This window comes from Pseudomonas sp. BP11-1-1 (assembly GCF_052112105.1).
GTDB lineage: Bacteria > Pseudomonadota > Gammaproteobacteria > Pseudomonadales > Pseudomonadaceae > Aquipseudomonas > Aquipseudomonas alvandae.
In genome coordinates this window covers 21,884-35,866 of sequence record NZ_JAUTYU010000029.1, presented here as the reverse complement: position 1 = coordinate 35,866, position 13,983 = coordinate 21,884, and the positions used below count along the sequence as shown (strand labels likewise).

Genomic DNA, 13,983 nt, shown 5'->3' with positions numbered 1-13,983 from the left:
TTCGCGTCCAAAAAAGTCTGGAGAAAATGGTGAAAAATACTCTTGCGGTTTTGGTTATTGCACTGGCCGGGCTGTTGAACGCTGGCTGTGAAGCAGAGAGTGGCAGTGCGTTGTTAGGTCGCTGGGTCGAGAAGACGCAAGACCATAGCAAGCATCCTCGTGTCCTAACTATCGCTAGAGAAGAAGGGACGTATCGCATTGACGAGGAAATTTATCTTAATGGCCAATACAAGACTCAACGCGAAATAGGTCAGCCCGTCTCGAAAACCGTTATCGCGGTGAAAAATGGGATGCGCAACATCCGCCTTGAAGATGGCGTGATTTTCTATCGCAATCTTGAGTTTGTGAAAGCTGGATAATCTAGTCGTTTTCACCTGGTCGCGCTTGAGGAATAACCCTGCACGTTACCCGTACCGCCGGCGAGCACACCGGTTACGACGAATTGAGCAGCGCGCAGACCCTGGCCCTGGCCCAGTTCGTCAAACGCCTGACCTGGTCGGACATGCGCGGCTGTGCGAAGGACGATGACGAGGCCTACGAGATCCGCGACGCCGTGGGCAAACTGCAAAACGCCCTGGCCCTAGCCGGCTACGCGCCGCGTTGAACCTAAAGGAACGCCCACCATTATGAGTACGACCGAAACCCGCATTGCCCACGCCCTGGGACTGATCGATGCCGCCGAAGAATCGCTTGAGGTGCGCTTTGCCACGGCCTACGCCACTGGTTATGTCGACGCCCTGTATGACGCGCAACTGGTGCAGGCCGCTGCGGTGCAACGGCACCGTGACGACGCGCAAGCGCGGCGGGCGCGCCGCTTGACCGAGCTGGGTGCCGGCGATCAGGTGTGACCTGACCGTTACCCGTAACGAAACCCGCTGAAAGGAACCCCCACCATGCCGACCTTTACCGCCGAAGACCGGGATACCCTCCGCGCTCGGGTGCAGGCGCAAATCACCGATATTGAAAGTGCCGTATCCCTGGAAGACGTCGAGCGGAACAAGGTCTATGCCGCCGGCTATGTTGACGCCCTGGTCGCGGCTGGGGCCATTGATCAGGCCGAAGCCACGGAATGGCGGCGCAAGGCGGAGTGGGTCGAAGAAAAAGCGGCGCTGCGCCTGGAGCGCGAAGGGTAGCCCGCCGCGTTACTCGTAACGCCGCTTATGTTCAAACAGGCCCCCACATCCGGCCCAGGTGTGGGGGCCTTTTTTTAGGCCCACGGTGACCAGAACCCCCTACACTGGATAACCAAACCCCCAGGGTCTGGTTTTACGCACTGGGGGCCCCTCACTCGAAAAGGACGCCCAACCCATGCCCGCCTTTAAAGTACCGCCCATGTCCACCGATCCCGACTGTTTCCAGCGGCCCGCCCTGGAAGGTCGCATGCAGGCCTTCGGCCAACGCTGGATGCTCGACTTGGGCCTGATGTTCTGCAAGGAGTGCCACGAATGCCAGGCCGCCGTCGACGCCGCGAAGGCGTTCGAGCATGACGGCGATTGCGTGTACTGGCAGGCCACGCCGTCCACGCCGTGGCTGGAGCTGTTCGGCGACCTGGCGCGCTATCGCAAGCTGTTCGACCCGAAAGGGGCCGGCAAATGAGCGCCCGTGACCGTAACGCGGCCCGGTACCGGCGCGACGACGGCCTGAATGCCTGGTCCCAGCGCTGGGTGCTGGACGGCAATATGTTGTTGTGCGCCCTGTGCAGCGTCGGCCAGTTCGCCCGGGACGCCGGGGAGCCGTTCCAGCACGGCGCCGGTTGCGCGATTGACAGTGAGTTTGCCAAACACCCCTGGCACGCGCTGGCCGCGCTGCTGGGCGACTTGCCGGCGGTGCCGGCATGAGCGACCTCGAAGCGCCGTTGGCACGCTTGAACCTGCCGACCCACGTCCACGCCCAGGCGGTCAAATTGCTGCGGGCCATCGCCCAGGCGCGCACGCCGGGCGACTGCACGCGCGCGGCCGACCGCGCCGAAGGTTTTGTGCTGGGCCTGGAAACGCTCCGGGGGTTGAACGCGGCGAGCCTGGAGGGGCTTTACCTGGCCTTTGAGCAGGCGGCCACCGTGCGCCAGGTGATGCTGTCGTGATCGGCGAAGCGATCCACGACGACACGTTGAAGGCCCTGGTCAGCCAGCACGTGGTGCGTGAAGTAGTGGTGGGCCGCCTCGAGGGCGACAACCACCGCTGGACCTTGTCGGTGCGCCTGGGCGCACCCACGGCGCGGCTGATCCCGGTGCGCTCGCGACGTGAGCCGCTGCGCATCTGGACCAGCGCCAAGGCGGTGATCAAGTACGCCGACGCCGTGGGGCTGCGCGGCTTTGTCGTCGAGCTGTAGCGCGCCGGCCTAAATCCCCTGGTCCTTGGCCGCCTGGTCCACCGCTTCGGCCAGGATGATGGCCGTGGTGCTCAAGCTGCTGTAGATCCGTTGCAATTCCAGCATGGGCGCGCTGGCTGGCGTGCGCCGGTTGAGCGCGTGCTGTTCGCGGAACTGGCGCAACAGGTCGAGCTGGTGTTCGCTCAAATCGAGGGTGATTTTCACGGCGTTTCCTATCGTGTCATTCGGGGGAGCGTTTTCCGACGCAAACGGCGGGCACAAAAAAACCGCCGTTGGAGGGGCGGTTGATTTGTGCCATTCGAATTGGAGGTTCGTTTGGCGGTTCGCTGAAGGTATCGACGAATCGATCATAAATTACGGTCTGTTTGTTGCGCAATAGTCGCCGCAACACGTTCACGGATAATAATCGCGCTTCATCGGCCATCTTTTTGCTTCATTGGCACTCATGACGAAATGGCGAAACGTCGCTAACTACCGGGAAATGTCACTATATCAAGGCGATAGAGGCAGAACGCGCCGGCTACGCGTCAACCTAGATCGTCACGACAGGGCGCCGTCAAGGGTTTTCGTCGCTTTGAAAAATAAACTTCAAAAAAGCGTCAAAGTGCTTTTTTCTGTCAGGGGTTTTGGAGTATCAAGTAACCCAACGGTCACGATGTTGTGCCCGGGGGCCCTTCGCCACGTCTGGAAAACGTGCCGGAACTGAAGGGCTGATAAACACCTGGCTCGCTGAAGGTATCGACAACTTTCAGCAAACCCATTGCTCTGACCGTTCTAGGGCAGCGGGTGTCAGGCTCCTATCAGGAGACTGCTATATGCAATGGAAAAAATGGGTTCGCCGTGCTTTACGGGCGTTCGGCGCCGTGCTGAGAGTGATTCAGCTTGGCCATGCCTTCACCTGGCTACGCGACCGGCTGGACGATCTAGACCGGCTGAACTGATACAAGCCCCGCCTCGGCGGGGTTACTTCTTTTTCTATCCGGGTGCGCGTGACGGGTCACGAGTAAACGGCAGGCGAAAAAAAACCGCCTTTGAGGGGGCGGTTTTGGTTGCAGGCTTCGGTGAGGCCAAGGCCTGCACATCCTCAGTGGATGCACTCGCATGGGCTTACTTTATTCGCCTTTGCTCCTACAGACAAGCATAAATAACGCCTATCCCCTGGTGCCCGTCCGCAAATTGACCGGCATTTAGCCATTATTGGTAGCGGAAACCGTGCGCAAATCGGCTACTATGCGAGGTGACGAGTTCCTTGCATGTGAGTCGTCCACGAGGTCTGGCCAGGTACGTAACAGTTTCCCATGCCCTTAAAACGGGGTGAGAGCCGTGCCGGTGCAGCATGAGGGCCCACACCCGGCCGCCTTAGTGGATGCACTCGCAATGTATTCCCGAAGATGGGCGGTAAGCCGGACAAGCCCGTCGGAGGTTGGCCTCATTGTAGGAGGCCAAAGTATGTTTAAGAAATTTAAGCGTGCGTGGGACCTCGTTAGAAACGGATTAGGGGCTTATCACCTCTATGAGTTTCTGCGGGACCATTGGAACGATCTGCTCGACCTGCTGTAAGGATTGAACCCGTGGGAAAAGCCACTCTAGCTTCGGTTAGGGTGGTTTTTTTTCGCCTGCAAAAACTCCTGGCGCCCAGTATGTCTACCGGCAATGGATCTGCCACAGCTGGTCGAGCCGAGTGGTGTAGCTTTGGCTCAGCAAGTCGCGGCGCATGGCCCATTCCGGCGTGGCGGGTACACTGGCCACCCGCAACGTACCTCGACCCCACCGGCCATTGATGGCATCGAGCACCGACATGACCTTGCTTGCTTCCCCGGGTTGGGAGCGGGCAAACAGATCCTCGGTGAACTCGCCTGGCTGGCACAGGTTCAGCAACATGACCTCGGCCTTGCTGTACTGATACCCCGGTCGAAAGATCCGCTCCACGGCGTCTGTGGCTGCGCGGGTGAGCACACGCACGTCGTCGGTGGGGTAGGGCAGGTCCACCACCAGGCCATTGGCATACTGCGCTTCTGCCGGGTTAAACATGCCGGTGCGAATGCTGACCCGGATCTTCTTGCACAACGACTGCTGGGCCCGCAGCTTTTCCGAAGCGCGCATCATGTAGGTGGCCACCGCCTCCTGGATCGCCGGCAGCGCCTGCAGGCGTTTACCAAACATTCGACTGCAGCAGATCTCCTGCTTCGGCGGATCCGGCTCATCGAGCGCCAGGCACGAGGTGCCGCCCAGTTCCCGGGCGGTTTTCTCGATGACCACGCTGAACTTCTTGCGCAGCGTCCAGGGATCGGCCCGGGCCAGGTCCATGGCCGTTCTGATGCCCATCTCTTCCAGGTGCGCTTTCATCCGCCGGCCGACTCCCCAGACTTCGGCCACGTCGGTGTTGCGCAGCACCCAATCACGCTTGAAGGGGTCGCAGATGTCGACCACCCCACCGGTTTGTGCCTGCAGGCGCTTGGCCGTGTGGTTGGCCAGCTTGGCCAGGGTTTTGGTGGGAGCTATGCCCACCCCGACCGGAATGCCGGTGCAGCGCAGCACCTGGTGGCGAATCTGCCGGCCCAGGACCTCGGGCCCGCGGATCCCGCTCATGTCGGCAAATGCTTCGTCGATGGAGTAAACCTCCACGGCCGGTACTAGCGATTCAATCACGCTCATCACCCGCTGGCTCATGTCGCCGTACAAGGCATAATTCGACGAGAAGGCCACGATACCCAGGCGCTGCAGCTTGTGCTTGATCTGGAAGTAGGGCTCGCCCATTTTGACAAAGGGCTTGGCGTCGTAACTGCGCGCCACCACGCAACCGTCGTTGTTGGACAGGACCACCACCGGCACCTTGGCCAAGTCCGGTCGGAACACGCGCTCGCAGCTTGCATAGAAGCTGTTGCAGTCAATCAAGGCAAACACAGGCGCCTCAGACATGGCTGCGAACCGTGCTGGTGATGACACCCCAAATCACCAGCTCGTCGCCTTCCAGGACGTAGCGCGGTGGGTACTTGGGATTCTCCGAAAGCAAAATCATTTGGCGATCGCGCACGCATAACCGCTTGCAGACCGGTTCGTTGTTGAGCAGGGCCACCACGATGTGGCCGTGAGCTGGCTCCATTGACCGATCGACCACGGCCAGGTCCCCGTCGAAGATGCCGGCCCCCTGCATGCTGTCGCCGCTGATCGAGGCCAGGTAGACATGCGGCGCCCGGATATTGAGCACCTCATCGAGTGAGATCTGTTGTTCGATGTGATCGGCCGCCGGCGACGGGAACCCGGCCGGGATCTTGAACAGGCACAAGGGCAGCCGAATGCCGCCTTCGGCCAATGGGCCATGAATGGAAAAACTCATAACGCACGACTTCCGAAAACTGTACAGATATACAGTTAACTTTGCTGAATGCCTGCGGTCAATTTTATTGTACGTTCCACCAGACCAGCGGATCGCCACCAGGGCCCGCCCGTGACAGGAGCAACCAGCCATGTGCAGCCATTACGAGCCGCCGACGCCGAGCCAGCTTGCCCAGGCCTTCGGCGTCGAGCTTTACCCACAAGGCGAGCTGGAGCTATGGCCTGGCTACGTCGGGCCGTTTGTCCGCCGTCCGGCCAACGCCGACGCCCAGGACGAGGGAAGCCCCAGCCTGGAACTGCTAACCGGCGCGTTCGGCCTGATTCCTGGGTGGAGTAAGGAGCGAAAAAAGATCGTTCGAAGGACCTACAACGCCAGATCGGAGACGGTGGCCGAAAAACCTTCCTACCGTAACGCCTGGCGCAAGGCCCAGCACTGCATCATTCCGGCAGCAGCCATCTATGAACCCGATTACCGCAAGGGTAAACCGTTTCCGGCGCGCATCATTCGGGCTGATGGGAGAATTATGGGCATCGCCGGCTTGTGGGAGCGCTGGCACGATCCGTCTACCGGCCAGGTCCTGCACAGCTACACGATGATGACCGTCAATGCAGACGCCCACGCCTTTATGCGCAACTACCACAAACCGGAAGACGAAAAACGCATGGTCGTTATCCTGCCGCAAGGGCTCTACAACGACTGGCTCGACGCTCCGGTCCACGATAGCGCGGAGTTCATGCGTCAATATCCAGCGGATCGAATGGCGGTTGGATAAACCGCCAACGTCTTAAGACTAAACCGGTTTAACTCAGGTCAAGGGACGCGACCCCGGCTCGTCGCGACCGCTTCTCCGTCGCGATGAACGGAGTCCCGTGCGAAGCGAACCCTTGAACAGCCCCCAATGAAACAAGGCTCCCTCGTGAGTGGGGGGTAGAGCTTCACCACCCCGCGCTCCCGAGGTCAACGCGGCCGTTGCGAGATGACAAGGGCCGCGCCCTTGGTGTTTCTTGCCGACAACTTGGGCACAATGCCAGACTTCGCCGCCGCGAACGAAGGCTGGATGAGGGATGTGATGGCAGATTTAAAACGTGACCTGGAACCGGGCAAGGTCGATCCGGAGCAGTTACGGCGCTTGATCGGGTTTACTGGAATCACAGGAGAAAAGGTAATCGAGGCGCTGCACAGCTATTTTGTCGACGGGGTGAAACAAGCGGATATCTGCCGTGTATACGGGTTTAGGAAGGCATTCATATCGCGGAAGATCGGCGACATAAACAGCGTCAGCGTCGCGGTTCGAGAGATAGCGCCGTTCTACAGAGAGCACTCAAAAAGTTAACCGATATCGGTAAACTTTTATTGTGAAGGTTAACCGATATCGGTAAACTCTCCCTCGTTGCCACTGCTGACGAGGGACGTAAGCATGACCACTTACCGCTTGAGCGGAGTTGTGATCGATAGCGAAGGACGGCAAACCGCCGTGAATGAATTCACATGCAATGCTCATCGCAACGTAAGGAATATAGATTTTTTTCGGAATAATGGCTTCAAGGGTTCGCTGATTCAGGTTAGAACTGAACTAAACGGCACGAGAACTCAGGAAACCATTGATCTTGAACTTTGCGTTTTTGCATACGATGCGGTTAGCGCATAGTAGGGTAGGGAGGCACTGGAGAGCGCCTTGCTGGTCAATAACCCCAGGGAGACAGTTGCGACCGGTAAGACGCTCTACCAGTGCAACCCTACTCAGTTTTGGCTTGGACCTACACGTTTCTGTCGATTAATGAGAACAGTATTTTACTGGTCTGCATGTGTTTGACATATTGGAACTCAACCAGCGCAGCAGGATGCCAATGAGACTCAAGCTGGTAGGTGTCCCACCCGCTTAAATCGGTGCCTTGAAGCTCCATTGCGCCTTTCGAGAACATCGGCTCACCCAAGGCTTTATGCACCTGTGACTGATCCGAAAGAGAACCAAAAGGTTCAGGTAACTGCCCTGTGAATAGCGGCACATTGCTGTTTTGATCATCTTTCAAAGTGATGTATATAACCTCGAAACGTAAGGTTTCGGGCCAGAATATCAACTCAATTCCAGGAACCGGCTCGATCTCTAGCGATTCACCATCTTCATACAAGTCTTGTAGTGGAAGGTTATCTATTACTTTATTAGCAATTAGAGCATCGTACGAACAGCCCAGGTTCTTGATTAAACGTTCCATATTTACGGAGTTCATCTGCGCCTCAGACCTGTTGAAAATACCCCCGTACGCCTCTTGCGGACGGTGGGGGTCGATAAGATGCCGTGAAGCCGCATTTTTTACCAGAGTTGACGTGGCATTGTGCTAGCTCCGACCGAATAGGATCCAGTTAGAGCCGTTCGGTTCAACGCAGATTAGCTGTTTTTGTTGCGCGGGCGGCAATGATTAAGCGCTGCAATTCGGCCGGATCCTGGATGCGATAAACGAGATCGATCAGCACTGAGCGTAACTCGCAGACGGTTTGCCAACGGATGTCGATCTCGGCCGGTAGGAACTCGATGGGAGAGACGTTGAAAAAGTTCGCAAGCTTCACCAGTTGTTCACCATCGGGAGAGTGGTCGCCGCGCTCATAACGGCCGATGGTTGTTACCTCGCAATCGAGGGCTTCGGCTAGCGCCGCTTGGGTGATCTGCCTAGCTTTTCGGTGCGATCTGATCCGTGAGCCGATGAGCGTGCGAATCGGAGAAGTCATTTTCCCGCCTGAAATGCGTCAGTTTCGGGCGTCCCATGCGTTTTTAAAGGGCAAAATTGCACAATATGCATTTATGATTGATTACTTTGTGGTAAGTGAATAAAATTACGTACTGGCACGGTGCCATTGCAATTTTGCGCACTGTACATATAATCAGCCGCCGTCGATACGACGGAAAGCACCCTCCATGGAGCGGTCGCTAAAAGGGATGGGCTACGGCGCGTTTGTGGCGGCGCGTGCCCGCATACAGGGGTATAGGGATGTTTCGATGGCATTTGATTACACATAATCTGCATGCGCTTCAGTTGGTTACGGACAAAGCAAGGCTGTTGGGTGTCGAGATTTACTGCCCAATGAAACTGGAAGTGAAAAAGCGGCGTGACTGCAACGGCACCCGCACCACCTCTACGCCGCTTTTCCCCGGATACCTGTTCGTCCGCCTCGATCCTGAGGTGGTGCATCACTCGGTCATTGCCGACATTCCAGGCGTCAAGGAATTCGTACGGTTCGGTGGCGACATCAGCACCGTGTCCAACGCGCTGATCGAGGCGTTGAAGCAATCGTTGATCCTCATGGCCGACGAAAAAGTTAAACGCCTTGAATGTCACAATGTGCCCCAGGCTGTTTTAGCCAAGCTGGCTGAGATTGCTTTAATGAAGTCTAAGATTGAGCGCCAGACGGCGTTTTTTAATCTGCTGCAAAATGATTCGAAACTGATCGCGATGGGCAATCAGCCTTACTCGCGTATTAGTTCGGTCATTGAAACACCGAAAGTCGACGAAAAAGTCTGGTAACACGTCAGCTGTAAACACACCAATACATTTTTAACACACTGCATGCATGCGCATGGCGGTGTGTTTTTGTTTGCCTGGAGGAAATATGCAGCCAAAAGAACCCAGCAAAACTGGGGAAGTGAAATACCCACGTACGATTCACGTCGGTGCTGACAGGGTTAAAGCTCTCACCGACTGTGCGATTGATGTCAGTTACAACTGTGGTCGGCTCTACACGGCTGGTCAGTTCATTATGTATCTGATCGACAACTACGCGGAAGCTGCTACAGCGAAGTTGAAGGAACAATCAAAAACCTAGGTGATCATTATGGCAATATTGACTGCAAGCGCAGTTATGACCTTGGCGCTGCAATGTGCTCCCGCCGTCCACCCTCAAACTACTATCACTATCGTCAAAACTGAATCTGGATTTAACCCTTGGGCGATTGGTGTGGTAGGTAAGGTTTTACCGCAGCAACCGCAAACGCTGGATGAGGCCGTGGCGAAAGTAAAAGAGCTGGTCGCTGAAGGGGCAAACTTTAGTATTGGGCTGGGTCAAATTAATCGTTACAACTTCGACGTTAACAAGCCGGAGCTGGTCTTTGACCCGTGTACTAATTTGCGCATGGCAGCTGCCAATCTGGAGGCTTGCTACGAGCGCGTAGGATCGAAAGGAGATACGCCCCAGGAGAAAACACTAAAAGCAATTTCCTGCTACTACAGCGGCAACGAGACCACCGGCTTCGAGGCAGAGCCCCAGTTTGGCGGAACTAGCCACGTCCAGCGCATCGTCGCCAATGCAGAGTCTTACAAAGTCGGGCCGATCACAGCGGATGGCGGCGATCCGGCACAGCCCTTGGCACAACCCGCAGTGCCTCAACCTCCACCTACCTATGAAAGTTGGGACGTGTTGCGTCAGTACCCGCGCTACAGCCCAGCACCCGCTCCACAACCTAAATCAGTACCAACACCCGAAGAAGTTCCACAGGAGAACAATGATGTTTAACGTTAAGCAAAAAATCACCGGTTTTTTCATCCAGCAAAAGGAGTTCATTAAGTTATTGGTGGTAGCAATTGCTTGCGTGCCGTTGTTCGCAATGGCCGATTGGGATCAAACCGTTCTGGATCAAACTCGAAAAATCCGAATCGGTATGTATGCAGCCGGTGGTTCGGCTGCATTGATTTCGTTGTTGTGGTGCGGCATTAAATGGCTGCTTGCGCGGGCTAACGGTGACCATTCCACGACCTTCAAGGATTACCTCGAACAAATCTGGGTAATTATTGCCGTTGGTGGTGCATTGGTATTGGCGGCGGGTGCTTGGCAGATATTCGGTACAGGCACGTTTGACTGACATCAGTAAGTCAGGGAGTTTCCAATGTCGCAAGAAGAAGAAAAAGTCCTGCTTTACCCGAGTTATAACGCCATGAGCCGCCCCGCTATGTTTTGGGGAATTCCGATCATGCCGCTTGTCGGGTTGTTTCTTGCTGCAGTGATTGTCTTCGTTATTACGTTCACGTTGTTGTCGTTCGTTTGGGCGCTGGTTGCACTACTGCCATTCGTTATTGCGGTGTGCGGTCTGCGAATCATGACGTCTATCGATGATCGTTACATACGCCGTGTTCGTTTTTCAGTTCATCGTTTGTGGTTGAACCTAAAACACGGAAAACAATTGCTGCTCACCCCCTATAGTCCTCTCTGGAGCCAATATTATGGGAAGAGATTTTCACAACAGCGCTTTATCGCCGGAGCAGTTAAAAGTCCCGTTGATGTGCTATCCGGTCCACGAACACATGGTGACTCTGAGCGGGTATAGGCTGTTTAGCCTGATTCGACTCAAAGGCATTTCTCACGAAACGGTCAGTAAAAAAGAACTCGACCGGCTGTTCCTGCAGATCAATACCTACTTTCTTGCACTGGGTAAGAAAGAAGGCAAAAACCTGATGTTGCAGACCTACATCACCAAAACAAAAGTCGAGCTGGACACCGAGTATGTGTTCGACCTGCAGCCACTGCAGGAGTTTGCCGACGCGTACACAGCGCCATTTCGCAACGGGACCTATCGGCAGACGGGTTATGCCCTGGGCTTGGTTCTCAAATACCGCGACCAGGACGACGGCATTCGCCGGATGAAGGAGCTGTTGACGATATCGGAAACCATGCTCGCCGATTACGATCCCTCCTTCATGGGGATGGAATCGAACCGTTACGGCGCGCTTTTCTCCCAAGCCGGTCGCTATTTCAGCCTGCTGATCAACGGGCATGAAAAAGACATATTGCACAGCGATACGCGCCTGGGTGACGCGATGATCGACAGCGTGACCAATTTCGGCGAATACGATTTCCTCGAGAATCGCCCCAATCGGGGCGGCGTTCGCTTTGGCACCACCTACGATCTGCGCGACTACCCGAGCGCCGGTTCCTACCCTGGTATGTGGGATGAGGCGATTGAACAGCCGTTCGACTTTACGTTGGTGCAGACCTTCATCTTCGATGATCGCAACACGGCCAAACGGACCTTTACTAAGCACGTTTCCGATCTGAGTTCGGTAGAGGGGGAGTCCAAACAGACCAACGAATTGTTGGCCGCTGTGCAGGAAATCACCCAAGGCGAATTGGCGATGGGTCGATATCACGCATCAATGATCGTGTTCGGCAATACGCCGGACGAGGCGATCACCAACGGCTCCAAGATGGAATCGGTGTTTACCGTTCGCGATGCCACGTTCGTACGCTCCACCATGACGAACTACACAACCTGGTACACGCAGTTTCCTGGCGAAACCCGTTCGCTATACCCCTTGTCGAAGTCGACCGAAAACCTTGCCTGCGGCTTTTCGTTGCATGCCACGCCGGCCGGCAAGGCGAAGGGCAACCCCATTGGCGACGGAACGGCGTTGGTCCCGATGCAGACCGTCAAGAAAGGGCTGTTCATGCTCAGCGCGCACGATAGCCCTCCCGGTCAAAACAACCTGGGTGAAATGTTGCCAGGGCATATTTCTATCACGGGGCAAACGGGGGTCGGTAAGACCACGTTCGAGGCGATTTTGCTGATGTTCTTCAGTCGTTGGGATCCGATGTATTTCTGCATCGATTACAACAACTCGCTGGAGAACCTGCTGCGTGCGCTCAACACGCACTATTTCACCATCGCACCGGGGAAATTCACCGGTTTGAACCCGTTCCAGTTTCCGGATAACGAGGAATTGCGCCAGTTTTTGTTCGACATCGTGTTCTGCTGCGCCGGCGGTAAGGACCAGACTAACCAGGATGAAGAACGGGAGATTCAGAGCTCCATCGACGCGGTGATGCAGCATTCCAACGTCGACAATCGAGGCATGTCGTTGTTGCTGCAGAACATCACCAAGAAAGGCAACAACTGCCTGCATACCCGCTTGGCCAAGTGGTGTCGGGTGGCCGGTGGTCATGTCGGCCAATATGCCTGGGTACTGGATTCGCCGAAAAACCTGTTTGATCCCAAAGCGTTCAGGCGTCTGGCGTTTGATTGCACGAGGATTCTGAAAAAGGAATATGCCACCAAGCACCCCGATGTCATGGAAGTGTTGCTCAACACGCTGTTTTTCGTGAAACGCACCATGCACCAGGCTAAACCGGGCAGCCTGCTCATTAACGCGATCGCTGAGTATTGGGTGCCGTTGTCCTTCGAGAGTACAGCCGAGAAGATCAAGGAAATCCTCAAGAGCGGACGAACCCGTGGCGAAATCCTGATCATGGACACTCAGTCGCCAGAGGATGCATTAAGCACTGAGTACGCTCCGGCGGTTGTCCAGCAGGTCATTACGGCGATCTGGCTGCCCAATACCAAAGCGGATAAGGACGGTTATGCCAAGTTCGGCGTCAAGGGCAAAGTGTTCGATACCATCGCTGGTATGCATCCCCTCAGCCGCGAAATGGTGGTGGTGCAGGGGCATCAGGCGGTGCAGCTCAAGATGGAACTGCCCGATCACCTGAAATACTGGCTGCCGCTGCTGTCGTCGACGGAGAAGAACCTTGCGGTCGCGGCAGAGGTACGGCGGTCACTTGGCACCGATGACCCACATCTATGGGTTCCGGCGTTTCTGGAGCGAATGGCTGCAATAACCGCCGCCGAACGCCGAGCCAGAGAAGCCAATGCTGGTGGGGTGTCCGCATGAAACAAAGACTACTCGCATCCGCTTTGGCGTTAGCCATTGCCGTTACAGTGCCGTGCAGTTACGGATCAGGCATTCCAACCGTCGACGTCGCGTCCCTGGCACAGATGGCGATGGACGCGCAGCGCCAGGCTAAAGAAGCACTGGACCAGCTCAACGCGGCAAAAGAGGCAATCGAGCAGGCCAAGGCTCAGTTTGACCACTACAAGAGCCTGGTCACCGGGAATTCCAAACTCGGTGATTTTCTCGATAATCCTGAGCTGAACAAGACGCTGTCGCTCGATGGCTGGGAGGATATTTATCAGGACGCGCGTGACCTCGGTTCGTTGCGTGACCGCTACGGACTGGTTTCGGACGATATCAACGTCCAGAAGTCATTCGACAAGCTACTGGCGGTGACCGATGCCCTGGAGCGTAACTACGACGCGAGCACCCAGCGGGTCAAGAATGCCCAGGCCCTGCGCACCAAGCTCGATGAGGTCCAAACACCACAAGAGAAGGAGGATCTGCAACTGCGCTACCAGCAAGAACTGCTGGAGCTACAAAATCAGCAAATGAGGCTGCAACAGACTCAGATGCTGGTCGCGCAGAAAGAACGACTGGAAAGTAAGCAGCGTGCCCAGGCGTTCAAGGATCACCTCAACGGGAAGAAGTCTTAGCCCAGCAATTAAA

At 56.1% G+C, this 13,983-nt stretch carries 24 protein-coding genes; 18 read left to right on the top strand and 6 right to left on the bottom strand.

Going from position 1 to position 13,983, the window contains the following annotated elements; genetic code table 11:
• Positions 1 to 29 precede the first annotated feature (29 nt).
• From Q7C33_RS27975 to Q7C33_RS27940, 8 genes are all read left to right on the top strand, one after another.
• Entirely contained in the window at positions 30 to 359 is a 330-nt protein-coding gene (locus Q7C33_RS27975; protein WP_407684521.1) for a hypothetical protein, read from the top strand.
• 83 nt (positions 360 to 442) lie between these two features.
• Complete coding sequence (locus tag Q7C33_RS27970; protein ID WP_407684520.1) at positions 443 to 604, top strand: DUF7706 family protein; 162 nt, start codon at positions 443 to 445, stop codon at positions 602 to 604.
• A gap of 22 nt (positions 605 to 626) precedes the next feature.
• Positions 627 to 848 (top strand): hypothetical protein, encoded by a 222-nt coding sequence (locus Q7C33_RS27965; protein WP_407684519.1) that lies wholly within the window; start codon positions 627 to 629, stop codon positions 846 to 848.
• Between the two features lie 45 nt (positions 849 to 893).
• A complete protein-coding gene (locus Q7C33_RS27960) occupies positions 894 to 1,133 on the top strand; it encodes a hypothetical protein (RefSeq protein WP_407684518.1) in 240 nt (79 codons plus the stop codon).
• A gap of 175 nt (positions 1,134 to 1,308) precedes the next feature.
• Positions 1,309 to 1,596, top strand: coding sequence for a hypothetical protein (locus tag Q7C33_RS27955; protein ID WP_259244968.1), 288 nt, complete (start codon positions 1,309 to 1,311; stop codon positions 1,594 to 1,596).
• Positions 1,593 to 1,838 (top strand): hypothetical protein, encoded by a 246-nt coding sequence (locus tag Q7C33_RS27950; RefSeq protein WP_407684517.1) that lies wholly within the window; start codon positions 1,593 to 1,595, stop codon positions 1,836 to 1,838. The genes Q7C33_RS27955 and Q7C33_RS27950 overlap by 4 nt, the downstream gene beginning before the upstream one ends.
• Positions 1,835 to 2,080 (top strand): hypothetical protein, encoded by a 246-nt coding sequence (locus tag Q7C33_RS27945; RefSeq protein ID WP_407684516.1) that lies wholly within the window; start codon positions 1,835 to 1,837, stop codon positions 2,078 to 2,080. Before Q7C33_RS27950 ends, Q7C33_RS27945 begins: the two co-directional genes overlap by 4 nt.
• A complete protein-coding gene (locus tag Q7C33_RS27940; protein WP_259244970.1) occupies positions 2,077 to 2,328 on the top strand; it encodes a hypothetical protein in 252 nt (83 codons plus the stop codon). The genes Q7C33_RS27945 and Q7C33_RS27940 overlap by 4 nt, the downstream gene beginning before the upstream one ends.
• Positions 2,329 to 2,337: 9 nt before the next feature.
• Here the strand turns inward: Q7C33_RS27940 and Q7C33_RS27935 are convergent, their stop codons facing one another.
• Both Q7C33_RS27935 and Q7C33_RS27930 read right to left on the bottom strand, forming a co-directional pair.
• Entirely contained in the window at positions 2,338 to 2,532 is a 195-nt protein-coding gene (locus tag Q7C33_RS27935; protein ID WP_145133461.1) for a hypothetical protein, read from the bottom strand.
• Positions 2,533 to 2,548: 16 nt separating this feature from the next.
• Positions 2,549 to 2,752, bottom strand: coding sequence for a hypothetical protein (locus Q7C33_RS27930; RefSeq protein ID WP_407684515.1), 204 nt, complete (start codon positions 2,750 to 2,752; stop codon positions 2,549 to 2,551).
• 391 nt (positions 2,753 to 3,143) lie between these two features.
• Here Q7C33_RS27930 and Q7C33_RS27925 point away from each other — a divergent pair, with 391 nt between their 5' ends.
• Positions 3,144 to 3,269, top strand: coding sequence for a hypothetical protein (locus Q7C33_RS27925; RefSeq protein ID WP_256578331.1), 126 nt, complete (start codon positions 3,144 to 3,146; stop codon positions 3,267 to 3,269).
• 703 nt (positions 3,270 to 3,972) lie between these two features.
• On the opposite strand, the gene umuC is transcribed toward Q7C33_RS27925, so the two are convergent.
• Both umuC and Q7C33_RS27915 read right to left on the bottom strand, forming a co-directional pair.
• On the bottom strand, positions 3,973 to 5,247 hold the full coding sequence (gene umuC / locus Q7C33_RS27920; protein ID WP_407684514.1) for a translesion error-prone DNA polymerase V subunit UmuC: 1,275 nt from the start codon (positions 5,245 to 5,247) through the stop codon (positions 3,973 to 3,975).
• Complete coding sequence (locus Q7C33_RS27915) at positions 5,240 to 5,665, bottom strand: LexA family protein (protein ID WP_077507162.1); 426 nt, start codon at positions 5,663 to 5,665, stop codon at positions 5,240 to 5,242. Before Q7C33_RS27915 ends, umuC begins: the two co-directional genes overlap by 8 nt.
• Positions 5,666 to 5,795: 130 nt before the next feature.
• Here Q7C33_RS27915 and Q7C33_RS27910 point away from each other — a divergent pair, with 130 nt between their 5' ends.
• Both Q7C33_RS27910 and Q7C33_RS27905 read left to right on the top strand, forming a co-directional pair.
• Complete coding sequence (locus tag Q7C33_RS27910) at positions 5,796 to 6,437, top strand: SOS response-associated peptidase (RefSeq protein WP_259244975.1); 642 nt, start codon at positions 5,796 to 5,798, stop codon at positions 6,435 to 6,437.
• 225 nt (positions 6,438 to 6,662) lie between these two features.
• On the top strand, positions 6,663 to 6,998 hold the full coding sequence (locus tag Q7C33_RS27905) for an adhesin biosynthesis transcription regulatory family protein (protein WP_259245000.1): 336 nt from the start codon (positions 6,663 to 6,665) through the stop codon (positions 6,996 to 6,998).
• 424 nt (positions 6,999 to 7,422) lie between these two features.
• Here Q7C33_RS27905 and Q7C33_RS27900 read toward each other — a convergent pair whose 3' ends face one another.
• Positions 7,423 to 7,878 carry a DUF6392 family protein gene (locus Q7C33_RS27900; protein WP_256578330.1) on the bottom strand — a complete coding sequence of 152 codons (456 nt, stop codon included), beginning with the start codon at positions 7,876 to 7,878 and terminating at the stop codon, positions 7,423 to 7,425.
• Positions 7,879 to 8,041: 163 nt separating this feature from the next.
• Positions 8,042 to 8,389 (bottom strand): helix-turn-helix domain-containing protein, encoded by a 348-nt coding sequence (locus Q7C33_RS27895; protein ID WP_259244976.1) that lies wholly within the window; start codon positions 8,387 to 8,389, stop codon positions 8,042 to 8,044.
• Positions 8,390 to 8,649: 260 nt separating this feature from the next.
• On the opposite strand from Q7C33_RS27895, the gene Q7C33_RS27890 reads away from it, so the two are divergent.
• From Q7C33_RS27890 to virB5, 7 genes are all read left to right on the top strand, one after another.
• Positions 8,650 to 9,183, top strand: a complete 534-nt coding sequence (locus tag Q7C33_RS27890; protein ID WP_077507157.1) for a transcription termination/antitermination NusG family protein — start codon at positions 8,650 to 8,652, stop codon at positions 9,181 to 9,183.
• A gap of 85 nt (positions 9,184 to 9,268) precedes the next feature.
• Positions 9,269 to 9,481 (top strand): hypothetical protein, encoded by a 213-nt coding sequence (locus Q7C33_RS27885; protein ID WP_077507156.1) that lies wholly within the window; start codon positions 9,269 to 9,271, stop codon positions 9,479 to 9,481.
• 15 nt (positions 9,482 to 9,496) lie between these two features.
• On the top strand, positions 9,497 to 10,168 hold the full coding sequence (locus Q7C33_RS27880; protein WP_407684542.1) for a lytic transglycosylase domain-containing protein: 672 nt from the start codon (positions 9,497 to 9,499) through the stop codon (positions 10,166 to 10,168).
• Positions 10,161 to 10,514, top strand: a complete 354-nt coding sequence (locus Q7C33_RS27875; RefSeq protein ID WP_259244979.1) for a type IV secretion system protein VirB2 — start codon at positions 10,161 to 10,163, stop codon at positions 10,512 to 10,514. Before Q7C33_RS27880 ends, Q7C33_RS27875 begins: the two co-directional genes overlap by 8 nt.
• Positions 10,515 to 10,538: 24 nt before the next feature.
• The gene (locus Q7C33_RS27870; protein ID WP_407684513.1) at positions 10,539 to 10,976 is read left to right on the top strand and encodes a VirB3 family type IV secretion system protein; all 438 of its coding nucleotides are present in this window, start codon (positions 10,539 to 10,541) and stop codon (positions 10,974 to 10,976) included.
• Positions 10,954 to 13,314, top strand: coding sequence for a VirB4 family type IV secretion system protein (locus tag Q7C33_RS27865; protein ID WP_407684512.1), 2,361 nt, complete (start codon positions 10,954 to 10,956; stop codon positions 13,312 to 13,314). Before Q7C33_RS27870 ends, Q7C33_RS27865 begins: the two co-directional genes overlap by 23 nt.
• Positions 13,311 to 13,970: a P-type DNA transfer protein VirB5 gene (gene virB5 / locus Q7C33_RS27860; protein WP_259244982.1), complete on the top strand. Its 660-nt coding sequence runs from the start codon at positions 13,311 to 13,313 to the stop codon at positions 13,968 to 13,970. The genes Q7C33_RS27865 and virB5 overlap by 4 nt, the downstream gene beginning before the upstream one ends.
• Positions 13,971 to 13,983 lie beyond the last annotated feature (13 nt).